Genomic DNA, 18955 nt, shown 5'->3' with positions numbered 1-18955 from the left:
GTTGCCCTTAATTTGATTGCCCCGTGAACAAACCCACCGATGACGGCGCCTACTTAGGCCTTGCCCTGAACCACCCCTCCGCCATGCGAAACATCAGCATTCGCGGGGCGCGTACGCACAACCTGAAAAACATCGACCTCGACATTCCGCGCAACCAGTTGGTGGTCATCACGGGTTTGTCGGGCTCGGGCAAATCCAGCCTTGCGTTTGACACGTTGTATGCCGAAGGCCAGCGCCGTTATGTGGAAAGCCTGTCGGCCTACGCCCGCCAGTTTTTGGGCCGCTTGGACAAGCCCGATGTGGACCTGATTGAGGGCCTGTCGCCCGCCATCAGCATTGAGCAAAAAGCCACCAGCCACAACCCGCGCTCCACCGTGGGCACGGTGACCGAAATTCACGACTACCTGCGCCTGCTGTTTGCTCGCGCCGGCACGCCCTATTGCCCTGACCACAACTTGGCGCTGCAAGCGCAAAGCGTGTCGCAAATGGTGGACGCCGTCATGGCCCTGCCCGAAGACACCAAGCTCATGCTGCTCGCGCCCATCGCGCGCAACCGCAAGGGCGAATACAGCGAGCTTTTCACGCAGCTGCAAGCCCAGGGCTATGTGCGTTTTCGCATCGAGGGCAAGGTCTACGAATACGACGAACTGCCGGAGCTGAAGAAAACCGAGAAACACGATATCGACGTGGTAGTGGACCGCATCAAGGTGCGCCACGAAGCGCCAGCGCCTGCGGCTGCCCCTGACACGTTCAAAGCGCCCAGCATTGGCGACATCGCCATCACGCCCACAGCACCACCGCCGCCCGCCCTGCGCCAGCGTTTGGCCGAAAGCTTTGAAGCTGCCTTGCGTTTGGCTGAAGGCCGCGCCATCGCGCTAGAAATGGACACAGGCGTAGAGCACAGCTTCAACGCCAAGTTTTCTTGCCCGCAGTGCACCTACTCCATCAGCGAACTCGAGCCCCGCTTGTTTTCGTTCAACTCACCCGTGGGCGCTTGCCCCTCGTGCGACGGCTTAGGCCATCAAGACTTTTTCGATCCTGCGCGCGTGGTGGCATTTCCGTCGTTGAGCCTTGGCAGCGGCGCCATCAAAGGCTGGGACCGCCGCAACGCGCATTACTTCACCCTGCTCGAGAGCTTGGCCAAACATTACAAGTTCGACATTGACGCGCCCTTTGAAGACCTCAGCCCCGAGATGCGCCAAGTGCTCTTGTACGGCTCGGGCGACGAAGAAATCAAGTTCAACTACAGCTTGGACAGCGGTGCCTCGGGTGGCAAAAAGCTCAGCAAAAAACACCCCTTCGAAGGCATCTTGGTCAACATGGAGCGCCGCTACCACGAGACCGACTCGGTGGTGGTGCGCGAAGACTTGGCCCGCTACCGTGGCTCGCGCTCGTGCGTGGCCTGCGGCGGTACTCGCCTGCGCCGCGAAGCGCGCAACGTGCGCATTGGCGATGGCGAACAAATGCGCGGCATTTTCGATATCAGCCACACCACGCTGGGTGAATGTTTCGGCTACTTCAACACCCTGCAGCTGCAAGGCGCAAAAGCCGAGATTGCCGACAAAGTGGTGCGCGAAATTGCCTCACGCCTGAAGTTCTTGAACGACGTGGGCCTGAACTACCTCAGCCTCGACCGCAGCGCCGACACCTTATCGGGCGGCGAAGCACAACGCATTCGCCTCGCATCGCAAATTGGCTCGGGTCTGACCGGCGTGATGTACGTGTTGGACGAGCCCAGCATCGGCCTGCACCAACGCGACAACGACCGCCTGATCGACACCCTCAAACACCTGCGCAATATTGGCAACAGCGTGATCGTGGTCGAGCACGACGAAGACATGATCCGTTGCGCCGACTTCTGCGTGGACATGGGCCCCGGCGCGGGCGTGCACGGTGGCCAAGTGATGGCCAGCGGCACACCCGCCGAGATTGAGGCCAACCCCAACTCGCTGACCGGCCGCTATTTGGCGCAAACCCTGCGCATTGACGTGCCGACAAAGCGCAACAGCTTTTGGCCCGTACCCGCCGACGACTTGGTCTACAACCGCAAGCTCGACAAAGACGCGAGCGAGCACCAAGTCATCCGCATCAAAGGCGCGCGTGGCAACAACCTCAAAAACGTGACCGCCGACTTCCCCGTGGGCTTGCTCACCTGCGTCACGGGCGTCTCGGGCTCGGGCAAATCAACGCTGGTCAACGAAACGCTGTACACCGCGGCCGCACACGCCATTCACCGCGCCCACGACGAGCCCGCGGCACACGACGAAATCACGGGCCTCGACTACTTCGACAAAGTCATCAACGTCGACCAGTCGCCCATTGGCCGCACGCCCCGCAGCAACCCCGCCACCTACACCGGCTTGTTCACGCCCATTCGGGAACTCTTGGCCGAAGTGCCCATGGCGCGCGAACGTGGCTATGGCCCGGGGCGATTCAGCTTCAACGTGGCCGCAGGCTCAGGCGGTGGCCGCTGCGAGGCCTGCCAAGGCGACGGCATGGTGAAAGTCGAAATGCACTTCTTGCCCGACGTGTATGTGCCTTGCGATGTGTGCGCGGGCTTGCGCTACAACCGCGAAACGCTAGAGGTCATGTACAAGGGCAAAAACATCGCGCAAATTTTGACGCTCACCGTCGAAGCCGCGCTGGTGTTTTTCAACGCCGTACCCAACATCGCCCGCAAGCTGCAAACCTTGATGGACGTGGGCTTGTCGTACCTGCAACTCGGCCAAGCCGCCACCACCCTTTCGGGCGGTGAGGCGCAACGCGTGAAGCTGGCCTTGGAGCTGAGCAAGCGCGACACCGGCCGCACGCTTTACATCTTGGACGAGCCCACCACGGGCCTGCACTTTGCCGACATTGCGCTGCTGCTCAAAGTGTTGCAACACCTGCGCGACGCAGGCAACACCATCGTCATCATTGAGCACAACCTCGACGTGATCAAAACCGCCGACTGGCTGATTGACATGGGGCCAGAGGGCGGCTCGGGCGGTGGCATGGTGGTTGGTGTGGGTACACCCGAAGACTTGGCCGACAACGCAGCCAGTTTCACGGGCAGATACTTGAAGCGCTTGTTGAAAAACTGAGCGGCGCAGCGGCAGCTCCGCATCGTCACCTAGTCGTGCTGATGCCCATGCGCGCCATGCACATGGCGGTGGGTAATTTCTTCAGCCGTGGCAGCACGCACTTCCGTGACGCTGCAGCTAAAACGCAGCGCTTGGCCCGCCAGCGCGTGGTTGCCATCGAGGTGGACTTCGGGCCCTTTGATTTTGACCACGTTGAACACTTGCGGTTGCCCGTCAGCGCCTGCGCCTTGCAACTGCCCGCCCACTTTCACGCCCGGTGGAAATTCGGCTTTAGGAATGACGCGCACCAACGATTCGTCGCGCTCGCCAAAGGCATCTTCTGCGCTCAAATCCAGCGTGACGGCAAAGCCCACCGCTTGGCCATTGAGTGCGGCTTCGACCTTTGGAAAAATGTTTTCGTAGCCGCCGTGCAAATAGGCCAATTGCCCCGAGTCCAAAGGCTTGCCAGTGGGTGTGGTGACTTGGTATTTGATGGTGACGGCCGTGTCTTGAGTGATGTGCATGGCTAGGCTTTGAATGAAAAGCGCCATTGTCCACGACCACACGGCTCAACTGCCTTCAGGCCTTACCATTCCCACCCATGAAACCTGTCATCCGTGTCTTCTTTAAAACCGTGCGCCTCGTCCTCGGCCCCGTCATGCTGCTCAAAGAGCGACTCACCCAGCCCAAGGGCGTGCAGCGCGACCCCGCCGCACAAACCACGGTCAACCTGCAATGCCAGACCATGGTGCTGTACCAGTTCAACACCTGCCCGTTTTGCATCAAGGTGCGCCAAGAAATGCGCCGCCTGTCATTGCCGATCGACAAGCGCGATGCACAACACGACAGCACCCACCGCAACGCACTGCTAGAAGGCACGGGTGCCACCAAAGTGCCTTGCCTGCAAATCACCGACGCCAACGGCCAAACTCAGTGGCTGCAAGACTCGACGGCCATCGTGACCTACCTGCGCGCACGCTTCGAGAACGCCCCTCGTTGAAATCTTTCGCCGCCTCAGCGCGTCCGTTCTCAGCGCAACGTGTCTGGCTCGGCACAAGTCCTCACACCATGGAAACCGAACTCAAACTCATCGTGTGCCAGCAAGACGTGGCTGCACTGTTGACGCACCCGCTCCTCACCCAACCGGCCCAAACACAACGCCTGCTCAACACCTACTTCGACACGCCCGCCCTAGATTTGAAGCAACGCCGCATGGCTGTGCGCGAACGATTGGCAGGCGAGCAATGGCTGCTCACGGTGAAGACGGCTGGAAAAAGCGAGAACGGTTTGTCGCGTCGCCAAGAGTGGGAAGGACCAACAACGCCAGGCGCCTTGCAGTTCGACACACTGGTGGACGACACCTCGTTGGCCGCCGATTTGATGGCGTTGCGTCCCAATTTAAAAGCGCTGTTTTGCACCGACTTTGAACGCCAGCGCTGGGTGGTGACGCACGACGGGGCTCAGATCGAAGTGGCCCTTGACCAAGGCCGCATCCATGTGCCTGGCACCGCGTTGCAAGATCCGTTACTCGAGCTGGAACTTGAACTGCTCAGCGGACCCGAATCTGCTTTGATGGTGCTGGCAGATGTGCTGCGCCAAACGCCGCAAGGCCCCGTGACGCTCACACCTAGCGACGCGAGCAAGGCGCAGCGGGGAATGGCGTTGTGGGACACATCGAACACATAACAGCGCCACCCACTTGCGTCACATGGGTCAGGCCTGCACAACGGTGAGCAAGGTCTGGCCATTCGCCACCAACTTTTCGCCCTCGGCATCGACGGCAAACAAGTCACAACTTGTGAAAATCTGTGCCTTGCCTGGCTTGACCACACGGGCACGGGCGATGAATTTTTGGCCCACGGCGGGGCGCAGGCAGTTCACAGAGAAGTTCGCTGCCAACAAATGCGGGCCCGCCACCGTGGCAGCAGCAAAACCGCAAGCCGTGTCGATCAATGTGCCGATCAGCCCCGCATGCAAAAAGCCCGAGTACTGCCCAACCTCCGGACGCCAGGGCATCTGAATTTCTACGAGGCCAGATTCGGCCATCGTCACTTCAATGCCACACCACCGATTGAACTCGGCCATGGCGTTGATTTTCTTCAACATTTCAAGTGCGTTCATTTCGATTTCCTTTTACGATTTTTAAACCAGTCGATGTGACTGAGCAGCGTTTTTTTCAGGACTTCATGTTCTGCAATGACCTTGTCAATTTCGGCCACGCGCTGGTGAATGGCCCCCATCATTTCTTGTGGTGTTAACTTTCCAGATTGAAATTTGGGCAAGTATTCGGCGATAAAGGGCAGCGAAAAACCCATTTCCCGAGACATGGCGATGAAGATCACATGGCTGACGGTTTTTTCGTCGTAATCACGATAGCCATTCAACTGCCGCTGACTGGCAATCAGTCCTGCAGATTCGTAACGCCGCAAGCGATGCACCGACACATGGGTCTTGGCAGAAAGTTCTGAAATTCGCATGAATTCAGTCTAGCAACGCTAGCGCTGCGCGAAGGTTCTGGCCTTTGACGCATGGGTGACAAATGTGTTTTGCCTGTGCTCTAAGTGATACCTAGTTGTCCGGCCTTGAGTTACAAATCGCTCATCTCAAGGAGCGTCAAATGTCCACCACCCAACTCACCTCACCCCATCAACCACTGCCCCACGCCCAACCCGCCGACGTGGGCCTGTGCCCCGAGCGCACGCAGCGCCTGATGGACGTGCTGCGCCGCGAGGTGGCCAGTGGGCGTTTGCCGGGCGCGGTGGCCATGATTGCTCGGCAAGGAAAGATTGCCCTCTTCGAAGCCGTGGGTCAGCAAGACCCCGCCAGCGGTTCGGCCATGCAGCCCGACAGCATCTTCCGCATCTACTCCATGACCAAACCGGTCGTATCGGTGGCAGTGATGATGCTGGTGGAGCGCGGGCTGTTGTTGCTCAGCGACCCCGTGAGCCGTTGGTTGCCCGAGTACGCCAACCAGCAAGTGGCCACCGCCAAAGGGCTAGAGCCGGTGCACAACCCAGCCACGGTGCAAGACCTGCTGCGCCACACGGCGGGACTGACCTATGAATTTTTGGGCACGTCGTCGGTGCAACAGCACTACGACCAAGTCAAGATCGGCTCACGCGAGCGCAGCAACGCCGAGTTTTCGCAAACGCTGGCCGCCCTGCCGCTGCAGTTTCAGCCCGGCAGCGTGTGGGCCTACAGCCGCGCCACCGATGTGCTGGGGCGGTTGGTGGAGGTGGTCAGCGGACAAGGCCTGGGTGCATTTTTGCAAACCGAAATTTTTGGTCCGCTGGGCATGGTGGACACCGGCTTTGCCGTGCCGCCCGAGCAACACCACCGCATTGCCGAACCCTTCGCACACGACCCCGACGGCGGCGTGCCCATGAAAGTGATCGAACCTCGCCAAGTGCCCGCCATGGAGGGCGGCGGCGGTGGCCTGATGTCCACGGCCATGGACTACACGCGCTTTTTGCAGTGTCTGCGCAACCGAGGCGAGCTGAACGGCGTGCGCCTGCTCGGCCCCCACACGGTGGACTACATGACGGCCGACCACCTGGGCGACATTCCTTCAGACGGCCCCTTGCTGCCGCCGGGCCATGGCTTTGGTTTGGGCTTTGCAGTACGCACACACGTGGGCGTATCGCCCGTGCCGGGCTCGGTGGGCTTGTATTACTGGGGCGGCATCGCGGGCACCACGTTTTTTGTGGACCCCGCGCTCGACATGTATGCGATGCTGATGATTCAGGCGCCCAACCAGCGCGACTACTACCGCCCGCTTTTCCGCGATCTCGTCTATGCAGCTTTGGTCTGAAACACGGGCAACACAACGCAAAGAAAGTTACTGACATATGACGCATGAAGTGGACTACCTCATCATTGGCGGCGGCTCAGCGGGCAGCGTGATGGCGGGTCGCTTGAGCGAAGACGCCAACGTGCAGATCATGCTTTTGGAAGCAGGCGGAACTGGTGACAGCTGGCTGGTCAAGACCCCCGCAGCAGCTGTGGCCATGCTGCCTACGCCGATCAATAACTACGCTTTCGAGACCGTGCCTCAAGCGGGCCTCAATGGCCGCAAGGGTTACCAACCTCGCGGCAAAGGGCTGGGCGGATCGTCTGCCATCAACGCGATGATCTATACCCGCGGGCCCCGCAGCGATTACGACCACTGGGCGGCATTGGGCAATGCAGGCTGGTCGTACGACGAGCTGTTGCCCTACTTCAAACGCAGCGAAAACAACGGGCGCATTCACAACGAATTTCACGGCAACGACGGTCCCTTGCATGTGTCGGACCTGCAGACCCACAACCCGTTTCAACAGATCTACCTGAACGCCGCGCGCGAAGCGGGCTTTCCGATCAACGACGACTTCAACGGGGCCACGCAAGAAGGATTGGGCATCTACCAAGTCACCCAGCGCAATGGCGAGCGTTGGAGCGCAGCGCGAGGCTATCTGCACCCGCACATGGGACAGCGCCAGAACCTGCATGTGGAAACGGGTGTTCAAGTGACACGCATCTTGTTTGAAGGCCGACGCGCAGTGGGCGTGGAGTGCATCCAATCGGGCAACAAGCGGGTGATCCGGGCACGCCGTGAAGTGATTTTGTGCGCCGGCGCTTTTCAGTCGCCACAGTTGCTGATGGTCTCGGGCGTGGGGCCAGGCGCGCATTTGCGTCAGCACGGCATCGACGTGCTGCACGACTTGCCCGGCGTGGGCCAGAACCTGCAAGACCACCCTGATTTCATTTTTGGCTATGCCGCCAAGAGCCTGGACCTGATGGGCATTTCGCTGGGTGGCACGGCTCACCTGGCCAAAGAGGCCCTGAAATACATGCGAACGCGGCAAGGCTTTATCGGCACCAATTACGCCGAAGCCGGCGGCTTTCTCAAGACCGACCCAGCATTGGAAGCGCCCGATGTGCAATTGCACTTTGTGATGGCCTTGGTCGAAGACCACGCGCGCAAACTGCGCACCGCCCACGGCTACTCGTGCCATGTGTGCCTGCTGCGCCCCAAGAGCCGAGGGCAAGTCACGTTGGCCAACGCCAACGCGCGAAGCGCACCCCTCATCGACCCGGCCTTTTTGGCGCACAACGACGATTTAGAAACGCTGGTCAAAGGCTACAAGCTGACCCAAAAATTGATGGATGCCCCAGCCTTAGCCAACATCCGACACAAAAACGTCTTCACCCCGCATGTCAAAACAGACGACGACATTCGACAAGTCTTGCGCGACCGCTCGGACACGGTGTACCACCCCGTGGGCACCTGCAAAATGGGCACCGACGCCATGGCCGTGTTGGACTCGCAGCTGAGGGTGCACGGTCTCGATGGCCTGCGCGTGGTGGACGCATCGGCCATGCCGACCTTGATCGGTGCCAACACCAATGCCACGGTCATCGCGATGGCAGAAAAGGCCGTGGACATGGTGCGTCAAACTTAAGATGCAGCCACACAATCAAAAACTGGAGACCTAACCATGCCTCAAATCGGCCTCATGATGACCCGCCCTCTACTCATTTCGGGCATCCTCGAACACGGCGCTGCGCAGTTCGGCGACCAAGAAATCGTCTCGCGCGAAACACACGGCCCGCTGCACCGCACCACCTATGCCGAGACCGCCCAACGTGCGCGCCAGCTGGCCAACGCCTTGGCCCACATGGGTTTGAAGCTTGGCAGCGCGGTCGGCTCCATCGCCTGGAACAACCATCGCCACTTAGAGGCGTATTACGCCGTCTCGGGCTGCGGCATGGTCATGCACACCTGCAACCCGCGCCTGCACCCGCAGCAGCTGATCTATGTGATCAACCACGCCGAAGACGAAGTGGTGTTGTTTGACGCCACCTTTGCGCCGCTGGTCAAAGGCATTGCCGCGCATTGCCCCAAGGTGCGCGCCTGGGTCTGCCTGGCAGATGCAGCCAACACGCCTGCCATCGAAGGCGTGGCCAACGTGATGAATTACGAAGGCCTGATCACCGGCCACAGCGACAGCTTCGACTGGCCCGAATTGGACGATCAAACCGGCGCTGCACTTTGCTACACCTCGGGCACCACCGGCAACCCCAAGGGCGTGCTGTACACCCACCGCGCCATCGTGCTGGACGCCACCACCGCCTGCCTGCCCGATGTGCTGGGCTTCTCCACGCAAGAGACTGTTCTGCCCGTGGTGCCCATGTTCCACATCAATGCCTGGTGCATCCCCTACGCCGCGTTGGTGGCGGGCACCAAGCTGGTTTTGCCCGGCCCCAAGCTCGACGGTGCCAGCCTGTTCGAATTGATGGACAGCGAGCAAGTCACCATCAGCGCAGGCGTGCCCACCATCTGGATGGGTCTGATCCAGCACGTTGAGCAAAACAACTTGCGCTTTGCCCACATGAAGCGCACCTGCGTGGGCGGCTCGGCCATGCCCATGGCGCTGATCGCCAAGTTCATGGACACCTACGGCGTGGAAGTGCGCCACGGCTGGGGCATGACCGAGACCACCGCCGTGGCCACCATGAGCAACCTGAGCCGTGCTGACCGCCTGCGCCCCGCTGCCGAGCAACACGCTATCGTGGCCAAGCAAGGCAAAACCGTCTCGGGCATCGAGATCAAAGTGGTCGATGAAAAAGGTGCGACTTTGCCCCGCGACGGCACATCACAAGGCGAGCTGATGGTGCGCGGCCAGTGGATCATGGAGCGCTACTTCAAGTCCGACAAAACCGCGCTGATCGACGGCTGGTTCCCCACCGGCGACATCGCCACCATCGATGCACACGGCACCATGCAGATCCGCGACCGTACCAAAGACGTGATCAAAACCGGTGGCGAGTGGATCAGCTCCATCGACCTGGAAAACGCCGCCGTGGGTCACCCCGCCGTGGCCATGGCGGCTGTCATTGGCGTCAAGCACCCCAAGTGGGACGAGCGCCCGCTGCTGTTCATCGTGCGCAAGCCCGGGCAGGCGCTGGAGAAGCAAGAGATCCTCGACTTCCTCACCACCAAGGTCGCCAAGTGGTGGGTGCCGGACGATGTGGTGTTCCTCGAATCGCTGCCCGTTGGCGGCACCGGCAAGGTTCAGAAAAACGACCTGCGCAAGGAATACGGCGGCGTGTTCAGCTGATCAAACTCAGCCGATCAAACCCTGGCGCTCGGCCGCTCGTTCATGCGGTCGCGCCAAGCCTGCAAGGCGCTCATGCCCTCGTCGCCGGGCACAAACTTCATCAAGCCGCGTGCAAACTCCAACGCGCAAAACGCGGTGATGTCGGCAATGGTGAAACGCTCGCCCGCGATGAAGGGCTGGCTTTGCAGCCGCTGGTCAAAACCCCGCGCCACCTCGCGCACCTTCTCTGCCTGCGAGCGGCCAAATTCGGGGAACTGTGGCTTTTCTAAAGCAGCCAAGCCGGGATGGCTGTGGCGAATCGCGTTGGCTATGCCGCCCAGCAAATACAGCTCCACCTGCCGGTCGGCCATCTCAATGAAGCCACGCTCATCGCCGTCCAAGCCCATCAGGTTAGGCTCGGGAAAGCGGCCCTCCAGCAACGTGCAAATCGCCCGCGTCTCGGTGATCACGCGGCCATCATCCAGCTCCAGCGCAGGCACTTTGGCCAACGGGCTCTTGGCCAAGTATTCGGGCTGGCGGTGCTCGCCACCGTTCAGGTCCATGTTGACCATCTCAATGCCCGTGATGTTTTTCTCGACCAAAAACATCAACACTCTGCGGGGGCTGGGGGCGCGGTGGGCGGTATAGAGCTTCATGGCTTGTCCTTGTTGAGAGCACTTTGGTTTTGGCCCATCTCGACCATCTTGCGGGCTTCTTCTGAAAACTTCTTGGCGGCATCGTCGCCGTCTTTGGTCAGGTTGATCCGCGACGGCGGTGCTTCGATGCCACGCAACACGGCAGGGCGCTGGCGGATCGCATCGAGCCAGCGCTTGAGGTGCGGCAAGTCGTCCACCTCCACGCCCGACCAGCGGTGCGTGCGCACCCAGGCCCAATTGGCGATGTCAGCAATCGAATAATCGCCCGCCAAATATTCGTGGTCTTTCAGGTGGCTGTCGAGCACCGTGAACAGGCGCTTGCTCTCGCCTTGGTAGCGGTCGATGGCGGGCTGGATCTTTTCGGGAAAGTAGCGAAAAAACACATTCGCCTGCCCCATCATCGGCCCGATGCCGCCCATCTGAAACATCAGCCACTGCAGCACGCGTGAGCGGCCCTTGGCGTCCGTCGGCATGAGTTGGCCTGTTTTTTCGGCCAAGTAAATCAGGCAAGCGCCCGACTCGAACACCGCAAAGTCATCGGCCTCGCGGTCCACGATGGCAGGGATTCGGCCATTGGGGCAGATGGCCAAAAAGTCGGGCAGCTTTTGCTCGCCCTTAGACAGGTCCAACACCTTGAGCGTGTAGGGCAGCGCCAACTCTTCAAGCGCGATGGAGACTTTGTGCCCGTTGGGCGTGGCGGAGGTGTAGAGGTCGATCATGGCCAGAGGCTATCAGCCATGCAAGCTGCGAACTGGCACGCAGATGACAGTGCGCAAGAGTTTCTTCAGTCTGCAAAACCGCCGCGGGAATTGAACCCGCTTTGGCTAAAGCTTTATGCGCGCGCAGCCGCTTGCAAGGTCTCACGCGTTTGCAAGGCCACCCGACGCGCAGCGTCTGCAAAGTCATCGCCTTTTGACGCATACAAAATCGCACGCGAGGAGTTGACGATGATGGGGCCTGTGGTGTTGCCGTCGGCCACACGCAAGCCCGCTTTCACGGTAGCCACCGCATCGCCACCTTGTGCGCCAACGCCGGGGATCAGCAACGGCAAGGTGGGCGCGAGTTCACGCACACGCTCAATTTCTTTAGGGTAGGTCGCGCCCACCACCAAGCCCAATTGGCCATTCAAGTTCCATGGGCCTTGGGCCAATTTGGCGATGTGCTCGTACATCAAGGGCTGGCCGTCGACGGATGCGAGGCGTTGGTTTTGCAGGTCGTCACCGCCAGGGTTGGAGGTGCGGCACAGCAAAAACGCGCCTTTGCCGTGGTACTTCAAATACGGGGCCACCGAGTCCCAGCCCATGAAGGGCGAGAGGGTGACGGCGTCTGCACCGTAGCGCTCGAAGGCTTCGATGGCGTATTGCTCAGCGGTGCTGCCGATGTCGCCGCGCTTGGCATCCAAGATGATGGGCACTTGGGGCGCGACGCGGCGCATGTGTTCCATCAAACGCTCCAACTGACCTTCGGCGCGGTGCGCGGCGAAGTAGGCGATTTGGGGCTTGAAGGCCATGGCCAAGTCGGCCGTGGCGTCGACGATGGCTGCGCAGAAGTCATAAATCTTGTTCGAGTCGCCCTTGATGCGGTCGGGGAACTTGGTGGGTTCGGGGTCAAGTCCCACGCAAAGCATGGAGGCGTTTTGGCGCTCGGCGGCGCTCAACATGTCAAGGAAGGTCATGGCTTGATTTTAGAAGCCTTACCATGCACCTCATGAATGCGCAGCACACACCGGCCCCGCAGGCCACCCCCACCCCCACACCTAAGCCCACCTCCAACATGGGCACACGCCTGCCGCTGCTGACACGCCGCCAGCTGTGGACCCTGATCGCACTGACCCTGGTCTGGGGCTTGAATTGGCCCATCATGAAACTGGGCGTCACAGGCTTTCCACCGCTCACCTTTCGCAGCTTGTCGATGGTCGCAGGCTTGCCCCTGCTGGGCTTGGCGTTGGTTGTGATGAAGGTGCCGTTTCGCATTCCGCGGGCGCATTGGCGCGAGTTGTTGGTGCTGGCGGTGTTCAACATGTTTGTGTGGCACATCTTGGTGATTCTGGCGCTGCCTTTGCTGTCCAGCGGACGGGCCGCAATCTTGGGCTACACCATGCCTATTTTTTCGGCCATGTGCGGCGTGTGGTGGTTCAAAGCGCCATTGCGGCCCCGCCAATGGCTGGGCGTGGTGGCGGCAGCCGTGGGCGTTTTGTTGTTGCTGTGGAATGAGTTGACACACTTTGCGGGCCAACCTGTGGGTGTGCTGATGGTGTTGGTTGCTGCCGCCACTTGGGCTTACGGCACACAGCGTTTGCGTCACACGCCCATGTCCGTGCCCACACTGACCATCGCGTTTTGGATGACCACGCTGACCACGTTGCTGATGATTGTTTTGAGCGTGGCCACCGAACAAGACCGCTGGCAGATGCCTGCCGCCAGCACCGCGTGGGCCATTGCCTACAACGCTGTGGGCGTGTTTGCCTTTGCACAAGCCGCTTGGCTGACCTTGGCTCGCGGCCTGCCACCTGTGGCCTCTACTTTGAGCGTGATGTTCATTCCCGTGCTGGGTGTGTTCAGCGGCGCGTGGTGGCTGGGCGAGGTGCTGCACTGGCAAGACTGGACCGCTGTCGCTTTGATGGTGGTGGCCATTGCCTCGGTGCTGTGGCCGGCGAAAACCAGTTAAGGTTGATCGCTGATCTGCGCCATGGCCAAACACAAATCGGCCCACACCTTGGCTTTTTCAGGTAGGTTGCGCAGCACGTAGGCTGGGTGGTACGTCACCACCACCGGCACACCTTGGTAGCGCCGCACTTGGCCGCGCAGCTTGCCCAACGGGGTGGTGTCTAGCTCAGGCACGGTGTCTTGCAGCAACGCTTGAATGGCGACACGGCCCATGGCCACGATGACTTTGGGTTTCAGCAAGGCCACTTGTTGTTGCAAATACGGCGTGCATTGCGCCGCCTCTTCGCGTTTGGGGTTGCGGTTGCCCGGCGGGCTGCACTTGAGCACGTTGGTGATGAACACCCCACCCGCATCGGGCATTGCGCCTTTTAGAGGACCGATGCGCGACTGACCGCAGGCGCGCAACATGTTGTCGAGCAGTTCGCCCGCAGCGCCCACAAAGGGCTCGCCCTGCGCGTCTTCCGCTTCCCCCGGCGTCTCGCCCACGATGAGCCAGTCGACCTTGGGCGCTTGGCCTTCTTGAATCGGGCCACCGACACCAAACACCGTGTTTTTTCGGGTGCCGCACAAGCTGCAAGCTTGGCAGCTCGCGACAGTGGCTTGCAAGGTGGGCCAGTCCATCTGGTCCAAGCCTTCAGGGCGCTGGATGATGACGGGCGCAGCCATTGCGGCGCGGGGTGACGGCACTGACACGGGAGAACGGGCCGCGCTGGTTGCGCTGGTTGCGCTGGTTGCGGGCAAAGCAAGGGCCGCCAAGTCGGCAGCATCTGCAAAAGTCGAGGGCTTGTTTGCCGATACGTCATGGGCCTGAGGCGCCCCAACGCCAAGCGCAACGGGTGATGTGCCAAAAGCAGGATCCGCGTTTTGGCTCGTCGAATCCGCCGCATGCGGCTCCGCCACCAAATCAGGCTCCCACGCAGGCGCCCAGACGCGCACATGCATCTCGGCCAGCATGGCGCGTTGACGGGGATCGAGGTTGAGGGACGTCATGGCAGAAGGCTCACAGTTTGAACGACATGACCACCGCGTGTTCGCGTTGCCCAAAGTTAGCGGGGTAATAGTTTTTGCGCTCGCCCACACGGCGATAGCCGTAGCGCTCGTACACCTGCATGGCGCGGGCGTTGCTGGCACGCACTTCCAGCCACAGCCACTGTGCGCCACGTCCGCGTGACCACACGGCCAGCGCGTCGAGCATCAGCACCGCCCAACCTTGCCCCTGAAACTCAGGCGCCACGGTGATGTTGAGCAAATGCACCTCATCCACGCCCTCCATCGCGACAAAGTAGCCCAGCAAGGTGTCGCCGCCCAGCAGCGCCACCACCTCGTAACCCGCCTTGAAGGAGTCGGCAAAATTGCCCCGCGTCCAAGGGTGGCTGTAGGCGCTTTGCTCCACGCGCAGCACGTCGTCGAGCAGCGCTGGGGTCAGCGGCTCTAGGCGAACTTCGGGTTTCAAAACGGCGCTCATCGGGGCATTGTCGATCAAGCGGCGGACTGCTGTTTCGCCAGCATGCGCTCTTCGGTGGTCTGAGCCACCTTGTCGCGGATGTACAGCGGCAAAGCCTCTTCAGGCGGCACAGCGCGGCCTTGCGCCCACGCTTGCGGGGCCAAGCGCAGCAAGGCGGAAGCGGTGGGCAAGGCCGTGATTTGCGGTGCGGTGAATGCCTCTGGCCAGCGACCGGCGTACACGCCCCATGCGTTGCCTGCGGCGATGAAAGCAGGGTCGCGGGTGGCAAGTCTGCCGTCGCTGAGGGCACAGGCCTCGTCGGCTGCCCAAGCGCTGGGCCAGCGCAAGGTTTCTGGGTTTTGCAACTCGGCTTCTTGAACGCAACGCCAGACGGGCACGGGAACAACAGTGTGGGCAGAATCGCTGTGAGCCTGCCTATCGTCAGATATGTCGCATTCGTAGGCGGCCACATAAACCTGATCCATGCGCGCATCCAGCACCGCGAGCACTCGGCTGACGGGCGTCAAAGGTTGCGGTGTGACGGGCAAATCTTGCGACTGGGAATCTTGCATGGGAGAAGGCGGCGCATCGTTTGCCACCGCAGCACATGCACGACGCGCTTCTTCAGCAACCGCCAACAAGGTGTCGATGGGCAATACGGGCACGTCAGCCCCAAAAGCCAAACCCTGCGCCACCGAGCAAGCGGTGCGCAAGCCCGTGAACGCGCCCGGCCCACGGCCAAACACCACCGCCTGCAAATCGGCAAAGGCCAGTCCGGCTTGCGCCATCAAGCGCAAGGTCTGCGGCAAAGTCTGCGCCGACGACTGCGCGCCGCCTGCGCTGGTGTGCGCCCACGTTTGTGCGTCACGCGAGACGGCGATAGAGAGGGTGTCGGTGCTGGTCTCTAAGGCCAGCCAAGGCTTGTGTTGCATGGCCTGATTATCCCGCTGTGATAATTTGCTTATGACGACTCCGCACCGGCCCGCTACGCATTCTTTGATGCACCATTTTTTCCTTGATTTGCGGGTGCAATTGCTGCGTGATCTGCAGCACTATTTTTTGTGCCGCCCACAGCAACACGTCACCACCGCGCATCGGCTCCGCACTTGGACCGTGCTTGGCTGCGTGTGTTTGGGCACCCTCTCGCCCGATCTGAGCCAAGCTCGCCCAGACGGACGCGGCGAGGCCCGCCAAAAACAACAACAGAGCGCACCGCCATCCGTTCAAAGCCGAGAGGACATCGGCCAACTGCCCCCCGAGGTCGACGCCGCACTGCAACGCGCCAAAGTGCCCCGCGACGCCTTTCATGTGATGGTGGTGGAAGCCGGCGGCCACACCGCCCCGCGGTTGAGCCACCAAGCGCAAACCGCGGTCAACCCCGCCTCACTGATGAAGCTGGCCACCACCACCGCCGCGCTCGATTTGCTCGGCCCCGCCTTCGTGTGGCGCACCCCCGTTTTTGTGGATGGGCCTGTGCGCGATGGCGTGCTGCAAGGCAACGTCTACGTGCGCGGCAGCGGCGACCCGCGTTTGGGTGTGGAGCGCGTGTGGCTGCTCATGCGCCGCTTGCAGGGCTTGGGCATTCAAAAAATTCAAGGCGACATCGTGCTCGACCGCAGCGCTTTTGAGGTGCCGCCGCGCGATGCCGCCAGTTTTGACGGCGAGCCCCTGCGCCCTTACAACGCTGCGCCCGATGCGCTGCTGTTGAACTTCAAATCGCTGCTCATTCAGTTCGTGCCCGACCGCGCCGCCAACGTGGCGCGCGTGCATGTGGAGCCGCCAATGGCAGGGGTGCAATTCCCTGCCAGCGTGCCACTGTCCGCCGGCGATTGCAGCGATTACCGCACCAGCTTGCGCGCCGACTGGACCGACGCCACACGCCCCCGTTTTGCCGGCAACTTCCCCGCCGTGTGCGGCGAAAAAATGTGGCCCATCGCCTACAGCGCGCCCCCGCAGTTCGCGGCCCGCGCGGTCTTGGGCATGTGGCAACAGCTGGGCGGTCAACTCGGCGGTCAAGTGCGAGAAGGCACAGTGCCCAATGGCCTGCCACCCGCGTTCACCGTGGAGTCGCCCACGCTGGCCGAGGTGATTCGCGACATCAACAAATTCAGCAACAACGTGATGGCGCAGCAGCTCTTCCTCACGCTCAGCCAACAACCACGCGGCGTCGGCAGCTTCGAGGCTTCCCGCGAAGTGATGCAACGCTGGTGGCGCGACCGGGTAGGCGGCGATATGCCCGTGTTTGACAACGGCTCGGGCCTGAGCCGCGAGGAGCGCATCAGCGCCCAAGGCTTGGCGCGTTTGCTGCAAACCGCGTGGGCCTCGGCCAGCATGCCCGAACTGATGAGCTCGCTGCCCATCACCGGCTTAGACGGCACCTTGAAACGCAGCAAAGCCCAGTTCTCAGCCCACCTCAAAACGGGCAGCCTGCGCGACGTGGCCGGTATTGCGGGCTTTGTCGACGGCCCCAACGGCAAGCGCTGGGTGCTGGTCGCTGTGCTGCACCACCCCAATGCCAACGCCGCCCGCCCCGCCCTCGATGCGATGGTGGACTGGGTCGCCCAACAACCTTGAATCCCTTGAAAGAATCCATGCGAAAGAACCCATGCCACTGACCGATTTGATTGGTTACGCCGCCGCCTTTTTAACCACCGCCAGCTTCATTCCGCAGGCGTGGTTGACGTTCAAAACACGTGATGTCAGCGGCATTTCTTTGAGCATGTACAGCGCCTTCACCCTAGGGATCGCGCTGTGGCTGGCCTACGGCTTGCTGATCGAAGCCTGGCCCGTGGTGATCGCCAACGTGATCACGTTGGCCTTGGCATCCAGCATTTTGTGGATGCGCTTGCGGTTTGGCGCGGCCGCAAGCTCAAACTAAAACATCGCCGAGGTTAACGCCAAGCGGCTTGGTAAAACTTGGTGTTGTAAACGAAGTTAGACACCAAGGTGTTGCCCAATGGCGTGAAGTTGAAGTTGTCGGCGAACAAATAACCGTTGAAAGCGGTGGTGGTGAATGCAGTGGTATCGCAGCCGGTATTTTTAGTCACATCGCTCGCCAAATAGCCCACAACATTCACAGAGCAAGCGGGCGTGCTGGGTGGTTGCGTGATGCCATAAGACAGATACGTATTCAAATTACCGGTTGCAGTGGTGCCTGACCATAAATTCAGCTGCTGTGCAATATCAACGTGCAAAACACGACGGCTGTCGGCATCTTTGGGGTATTTGTCCATCAAGGCCACGGTGAGTTTGCAGTGGAACGAGTTGTTGGGGTTGGTTTTCAAACAGCTCTCATCTGCGTCATAGGCCAATGAGCGTAAAAACTCTTTTTGGCTCGTGGGAAGAGACAAGCCCCATGGCGTACGCGCCAAATTTAAAGGCTCCACCACCAACACATATTTCGCGCCAGCTTGGATGAGTAAATCGATGGAGCTCATGATGCCGTTCGCACCGTTCACCGTCGTTTCGAGTCTGGCAAAAGCTGCATTTTTTGCGGTGGTAGTTTCTAAGGCGGCAATGTATTGCTGGCCGATTTCGTATAAATCTCGCGTTCCAGCCGTGATGACGATCAGATCATCTTGGGCCACGACGCCACCGACTTGGGTCAAAAACTTTCTCACCTGCAAGTCCAAACTCTGGGCGTCTGGGCCTGCCGTTGCAATCAAAGAATTACCTTTCGCGTAACTCAGCAGACCCTTTTTAGGAAAAGTCGCTGGCACATAAGAGGCTGTGTACATGGACAAGGGCGGCAAAGCACTCGACCACAGGCCGTAGATATTGGCCAAGTTCTCGCTCACGGTCGTGGGGCTGGCCAAGGTGTTGGCTGCACCGGCGACCGTACCGTTGATGGTGAAGCGCCCGCCTAAATCCGTGACGCTGCCCGTACCCACATCATTCAAACCATCACCCAAGGCGATGATGCGCGAAGGACGTATGGGGTTGACCGTGCTGCTGGCACCGCCACAGGCCGAAAGCACGGCCAAGACAGTGATCGCGCACAGGGCTTTGAAGGTCTGACTAACAATCTGGTTCATCGCGGGCTCTTGGT

Annotated in this window: 19 protein-coding genes; 9 read left to right on the top strand and 10 right to left on the bottom strand. The window is 60.7% G+C overall.

Annotation, left to right across the window (positions count from 1 at the left end):
* The first annotated feature begins 83 nt into the window (after positions 1 to 83).
* Positions 84 to 3083: an excinuclease ABC subunit UvrA gene (gene uvrA / locus B9Z42_RS14515; protein ID WP_100134188.1), complete on the top strand. Its 3000-nt coding sequence runs from the start codon at positions 84 to 86 to the stop codon at positions 3081 to 3083.
* Positions 3084 to 3112: 29 nt separating this feature from the next.
* Here uvrA and B9Z42_RS14510 read toward each other — a convergent pair whose 3' ends face one another.
* Positions 3113 to 3586, bottom strand: a complete 474-nt coding sequence (locus tag B9Z42_RS14510; RefSeq protein WP_100134128.1) for a peptidylprolyl isomerase — start codon at positions 3584 to 3586, stop codon at positions 3113 to 3115.
* A 77-nt stretch (positions 3587 to 3663) separates the two neighbouring features.
* Here B9Z42_RS14510 and B9Z42_RS14505 point away from each other — a divergent pair, with 77 nt between their 5' ends.
* Positions 3664 to 4062, top strand: coding sequence for a glutathione S-transferase N-terminal domain-containing protein (locus tag B9Z42_RS14505; protein ID WP_100134127.1), 399 nt, complete (start codon positions 3664 to 3666; stop codon positions 4060 to 4062).
* Positions 4063 to 4130: 68 nt separating this feature from the next.
* Positions 4131 to 4748, top strand: coding sequence for a CYTH domain-containing protein (locus B9Z42_RS14500; protein WP_100134126.1), 618 nt, complete (start codon positions 4131 to 4133; stop codon positions 4746 to 4748).
* A 27-nt stretch (positions 4749 to 4775) separates the two neighbouring features.
* Here B9Z42_RS14500 and B9Z42_RS14495 read toward each other — a convergent pair whose 3' ends face one another.
* A complete protein-coding gene (locus B9Z42_RS14495; protein WP_100134125.1) occupies positions 4776 to 5183 on the bottom strand; it encodes a PaaI family thioesterase in 408 nt (135 codons plus the stop codon).
* The gene (locus tag B9Z42_RS14490) at positions 5180 to 5539 is read right to left on the bottom strand and encodes a MerR family transcriptional regulator (protein ID WP_100134124.1); all 360 of its coding nucleotides are present in this window, start codon (positions 5537 to 5539) and stop codon (positions 5180 to 5182) included. Before B9Z42_RS14490 ends, B9Z42_RS14495 begins: the two co-directional genes overlap by 4 nt.
* 140 nt (positions 5540 to 5679) lie before the next feature.
* Here B9Z42_RS14490 and B9Z42_RS14485 point away from each other — a divergent pair, with 140 nt between their 5' ends.
* From B9Z42_RS14485 to B9Z42_RS14475, 3 genes are read left to right on the top strand one after another with little or no spacing between them, the layout of a single operon-like run.
* Positions 5680 to 6873, top strand: a complete 1194-nt coding sequence (locus tag B9Z42_RS14485) for a serine hydrolase (protein WP_100134123.1) — start codon at positions 5680 to 5682, stop codon at positions 6871 to 6873.
* Between the two features lie 37 nt (positions 6874 to 6910).
* Entirely contained in the window at positions 6911 to 8503 is a 1593-nt protein-coding gene (locus tag B9Z42_RS14480; protein ID WP_100134122.1) for a GMC family oxidoreductase, read from the top strand.
* 36 nt (positions 8504 to 8539) lie between these two features.
* The gene (locus B9Z42_RS14475; protein WP_100134121.1) at positions 8540 to 10162 is read left to right on the top strand and encodes a long-chain-fatty-acid--CoA ligase; all 1623 of its coding nucleotides are present in this window, start codon (positions 8540 to 8542) and stop codon (positions 10160 to 10162) included.
* A gap of 14 nt (positions 10163 to 10176) precedes the next feature.
* On the opposite strand, the gene B9Z42_RS14470 is transcribed toward B9Z42_RS14475, so the two are convergent.
* The 3 genes from B9Z42_RS14470 to pyrF all read right to left on the bottom strand — a co-directional run bounded on the left by B9Z42_RS14470 (position 10177) and on the right by pyrF (position 12472).
* Positions 10177 to 10797: a glutathione S-transferase family protein gene (locus B9Z42_RS14470; RefSeq protein WP_100134120.1), complete on the bottom strand. Its 621-nt coding sequence runs from the start codon at positions 10795 to 10797 to the stop codon at positions 10177 to 10179.
* Positions 10794 to 11516 carry a glutathione S-transferase family protein gene (locus B9Z42_RS14465; RefSeq protein ID WP_100134119.1) on the bottom strand — a complete coding sequence of 241 codons (723 nt, stop codon included), beginning with the start codon at positions 11514 to 11516 and terminating at the stop codon, positions 10794 to 10796. Before B9Z42_RS14465 ends, B9Z42_RS14470 begins: the two co-directional genes overlap by 4 nt.
* 113 nt (positions 11517 to 11629) lie before the next feature.
* Entirely contained in the window at positions 11630 to 12472 is an 843-nt protein-coding gene (pyrF, locus tag B9Z42_RS14460) for an orotidine-5'-phosphate decarboxylase (RefSeq protein ID WP_199172092.1), read from the bottom strand.
* A gap of 110 nt (positions 12473 to 12582) precedes the next feature.
* Between pyrF and B9Z42_RS14455 the strand changes: the two genes are divergently transcribed.
* Positions 12583 to 13464, top strand: a complete 882-nt coding sequence (locus B9Z42_RS14455) for a DMT family transporter (RefSeq protein ID WP_100134186.1) — start codon at positions 12583 to 12585, stop codon at positions 13462 to 13464.
* Here the strand turns inward: B9Z42_RS14455 and B9Z42_RS14450 are convergent.
* From B9Z42_RS14450 to tsaB, 3 genes are read right to left on the bottom strand one after another with little or no spacing between them, the layout of a single operon-like run.
* On the bottom strand, positions 13461 to 14453 hold the full coding sequence (locus B9Z42_RS14450) for a uracil-DNA glycosylase family protein (protein WP_100134118.1): 993 nt from the start codon (positions 14451 to 14453) through the stop codon (positions 13461 to 13463). The two genes, B9Z42_RS14455 and B9Z42_RS14450, sit on opposite strands and share 4 nt — an antisense overlap.
* 10 nt (positions 14454 to 14463) lie before the next feature.
* On the bottom strand, positions 14464 to 14928 hold the full coding sequence (gene rimI, locus B9Z42_RS14445; RefSeq protein ID WP_100134117.1) for a ribosomal protein S18-alanine N-acetyltransferase: 465 nt from the start codon (positions 14926 to 14928) through the stop codon (positions 14464 to 14466).
* A gap of 14 nt (positions 14929 to 14942) precedes the next feature.
* Entirely contained in the window at positions 14943 to 15839 is an 897-nt protein-coding gene (tsaB, locus tag B9Z42_RS14440; RefSeq protein WP_100134116.1) for a tRNA (adenosine(37)-N6)-threonylcarbamoyltransferase complex dimerization subunit type 1 TsaB, read from the bottom strand.
* A 67-nt stretch (positions 15840 to 15906) separates the two neighbouring features.
* On the opposite strand from tsaB, the gene dacB reads away from it, so the two are divergent.
* Complete coding sequence (gene dacB / locus B9Z42_RS14435; protein ID WP_100134185.1) at positions 15907 to 17481, top strand: D-alanyl-D-alanine carboxypeptidase/D-alanyl-D-alanine-endopeptidase; 1575 nt, start codon at positions 15907 to 15909, stop codon at positions 17479 to 17481.
* 31 nt (positions 17482 to 17512) lie between these two features.
* Entirely contained in the window at positions 17513 to 17785 is a 273-nt protein-coding gene (locus B9Z42_RS14430) for a SemiSWEET transporter (protein WP_100134115.1), read from the top strand.
* Positions 17786 to 17798: 13 nt separating this feature from the next.
* On the opposite strand, the gene B9Z42_RS14425 is transcribed toward B9Z42_RS14430, so the two are convergent.
* The gene (locus tag B9Z42_RS14425; RefSeq protein WP_100134114.1) at positions 17799 to 18941 is read right to left on the bottom strand and encodes a hypothetical protein; all 1143 of its coding nucleotides are present in this window, start codon (positions 18939 to 18941) and stop codon (positions 17799 to 17801) included.
* Positions 18942 to 18955 lie beyond the last annotated feature (14 nt).

Origin of the sequence: Limnohabitans sp. B9-3, from assembly GCF_002778325.1 — a bacterium.
In the GTDB taxonomy this organism is placed as follows: Bacteria; Pseudomonadota; Gammaproteobacteria; order Burkholderiales; family Burkholderiaceae_C; genus Limnohabitans; species Limnohabitans kasalickyi.
The sequence above is the reverse complement of the archived record's forward strand: the minus strand, read 5'-3'. Positions and strand labels throughout refer to the sequence as shown.

What these genes read in the sequence shown, in the direction of transcription:
- B9Z42_RS14465 (WP_100134119.1), bottom strand. Translation starts at nt 11,516, where the DNA reads ATGATCGACCTCTACACCTCCGCCACGCCCAACGGGCACAAAGTCTCC.
- tsaB (WP_100134116.1), bottom strand. Translation starts at nt 15,839, where the DNA reads ATGCAACACAAGCCTTGGCTGGCCTTAGAGACCAGCACCGACACCCTC.
- B9Z42_RS14470 (WP_100134120.1), bottom strand. Translation starts at nt 10,797, where the DNA reads ATGAAGCTCTATACCGCCCACCGCGCCCCCAGCCCCCGCAGAGTGTTG.
- B9Z42_RS14490 (WP_100134124.1), bottom strand. Translation starts at nt 5,539, where the DNA reads ATGCGAATTTCAGAACTTTCTGCCAAGACCCATGTGTCGGTGCATCGC.
- B9Z42_RS14480 (WP_100134122.1), top strand. Translation starts at nt 6,911, where the DNA reads ATGACGCATGAAGTGGACTACCTCATCATTGGCGGCGGCTCAGCGGGC.
- B9Z42_RS14450 (WP_100134118.1), bottom strand. Translation starts at nt 14,453, where the DNA reads ATGACGTCCCTCAACCTCGATCCCCGTCAACGCGCCATGCTGGCCGAG.
- B9Z42_RS14500 (WP_100134126.1), top strand. Translation starts at nt 4,131, where the DNA reads ATGGAAACCGAACTCAAACTCATCGTGTGCCAGCAAGACGTGGCTGCA.
- B9Z42_RS14505 (WP_100134127.1), top strand. Translation starts at nt 3,664, where the DNA reads ATGAAACCTGTCATCCGTGTCTTCTTTAAAACCGTGCGCCTCGTCCTC.
- B9Z42_RS14495 (WP_100134125.1), bottom strand. Translation starts at nt 5,183, where the DNA reads ATGAACGCACTTGAAATGTTGAAGAAAATCAACGCCATGGCCGAGTTC.
- pyrF (WP_199172092.1), bottom strand. Translation starts at nt 12,472, where the DNA reads ATGACCTTCCTTGACATGTTGAGCGCCGCCGAGCGCCAAAACGCCTCC.
- rimI (WP_100134117.1), bottom strand. Translation starts at nt 14,928, where the DNA reads ATGAGCGCCGTTTTGAAACCCGAAGTTCGCCTAGAGCCGCTGACCCCA.
- B9Z42_RS14425 (WP_100134114.1), bottom strand. Translation starts at nt 18,941, where the DNA reads ATGAACCAGATTGTTAGTCAGACCTTCAAAGCCCTGTGCGCGATCACT.
- B9Z42_RS14475 (WP_100134121.1), top strand. Translation starts at nt 8,540, where the DNA reads ATGCCTCAAATCGGCCTCATGATGACCCGCCCTCTACTCATTTCGGGC.
- B9Z42_RS14485 (WP_100134123.1), top strand. Translation starts at nt 5,680, where the DNA reads ATGTCCACCACCCAACTCACCTCACCCCATCAACCACTGCCCCACGCC.
- uvrA (WP_100134188.1), top strand. Translation starts at nt 84, where the DNA reads ATGCGAAACATCAGCATTCGCGGGGCGCGTACGCACAACCTGAAAAAC.
- B9Z42_RS14430 (WP_100134115.1), top strand. Translation starts at nt 17,513, where the DNA reads ATGCCACTGACCGATTTGATTGGTTACGCCGCCGCCTTTTTAACCACC.
- B9Z42_RS14510 (WP_100134128.1), bottom strand. Translation starts at nt 3,586, where the DNA reads ATGCACATCACTCAAGACACGGCCGTCACCATCAAATACCAAGTCACC.
- dacB (WP_100134185.1), top strand. Translation starts at nt 15,907, where the DNA reads ATGCACCATTTTTTCCTTGATTTGCGGGTGCAATTGCTGCGTGATCTG.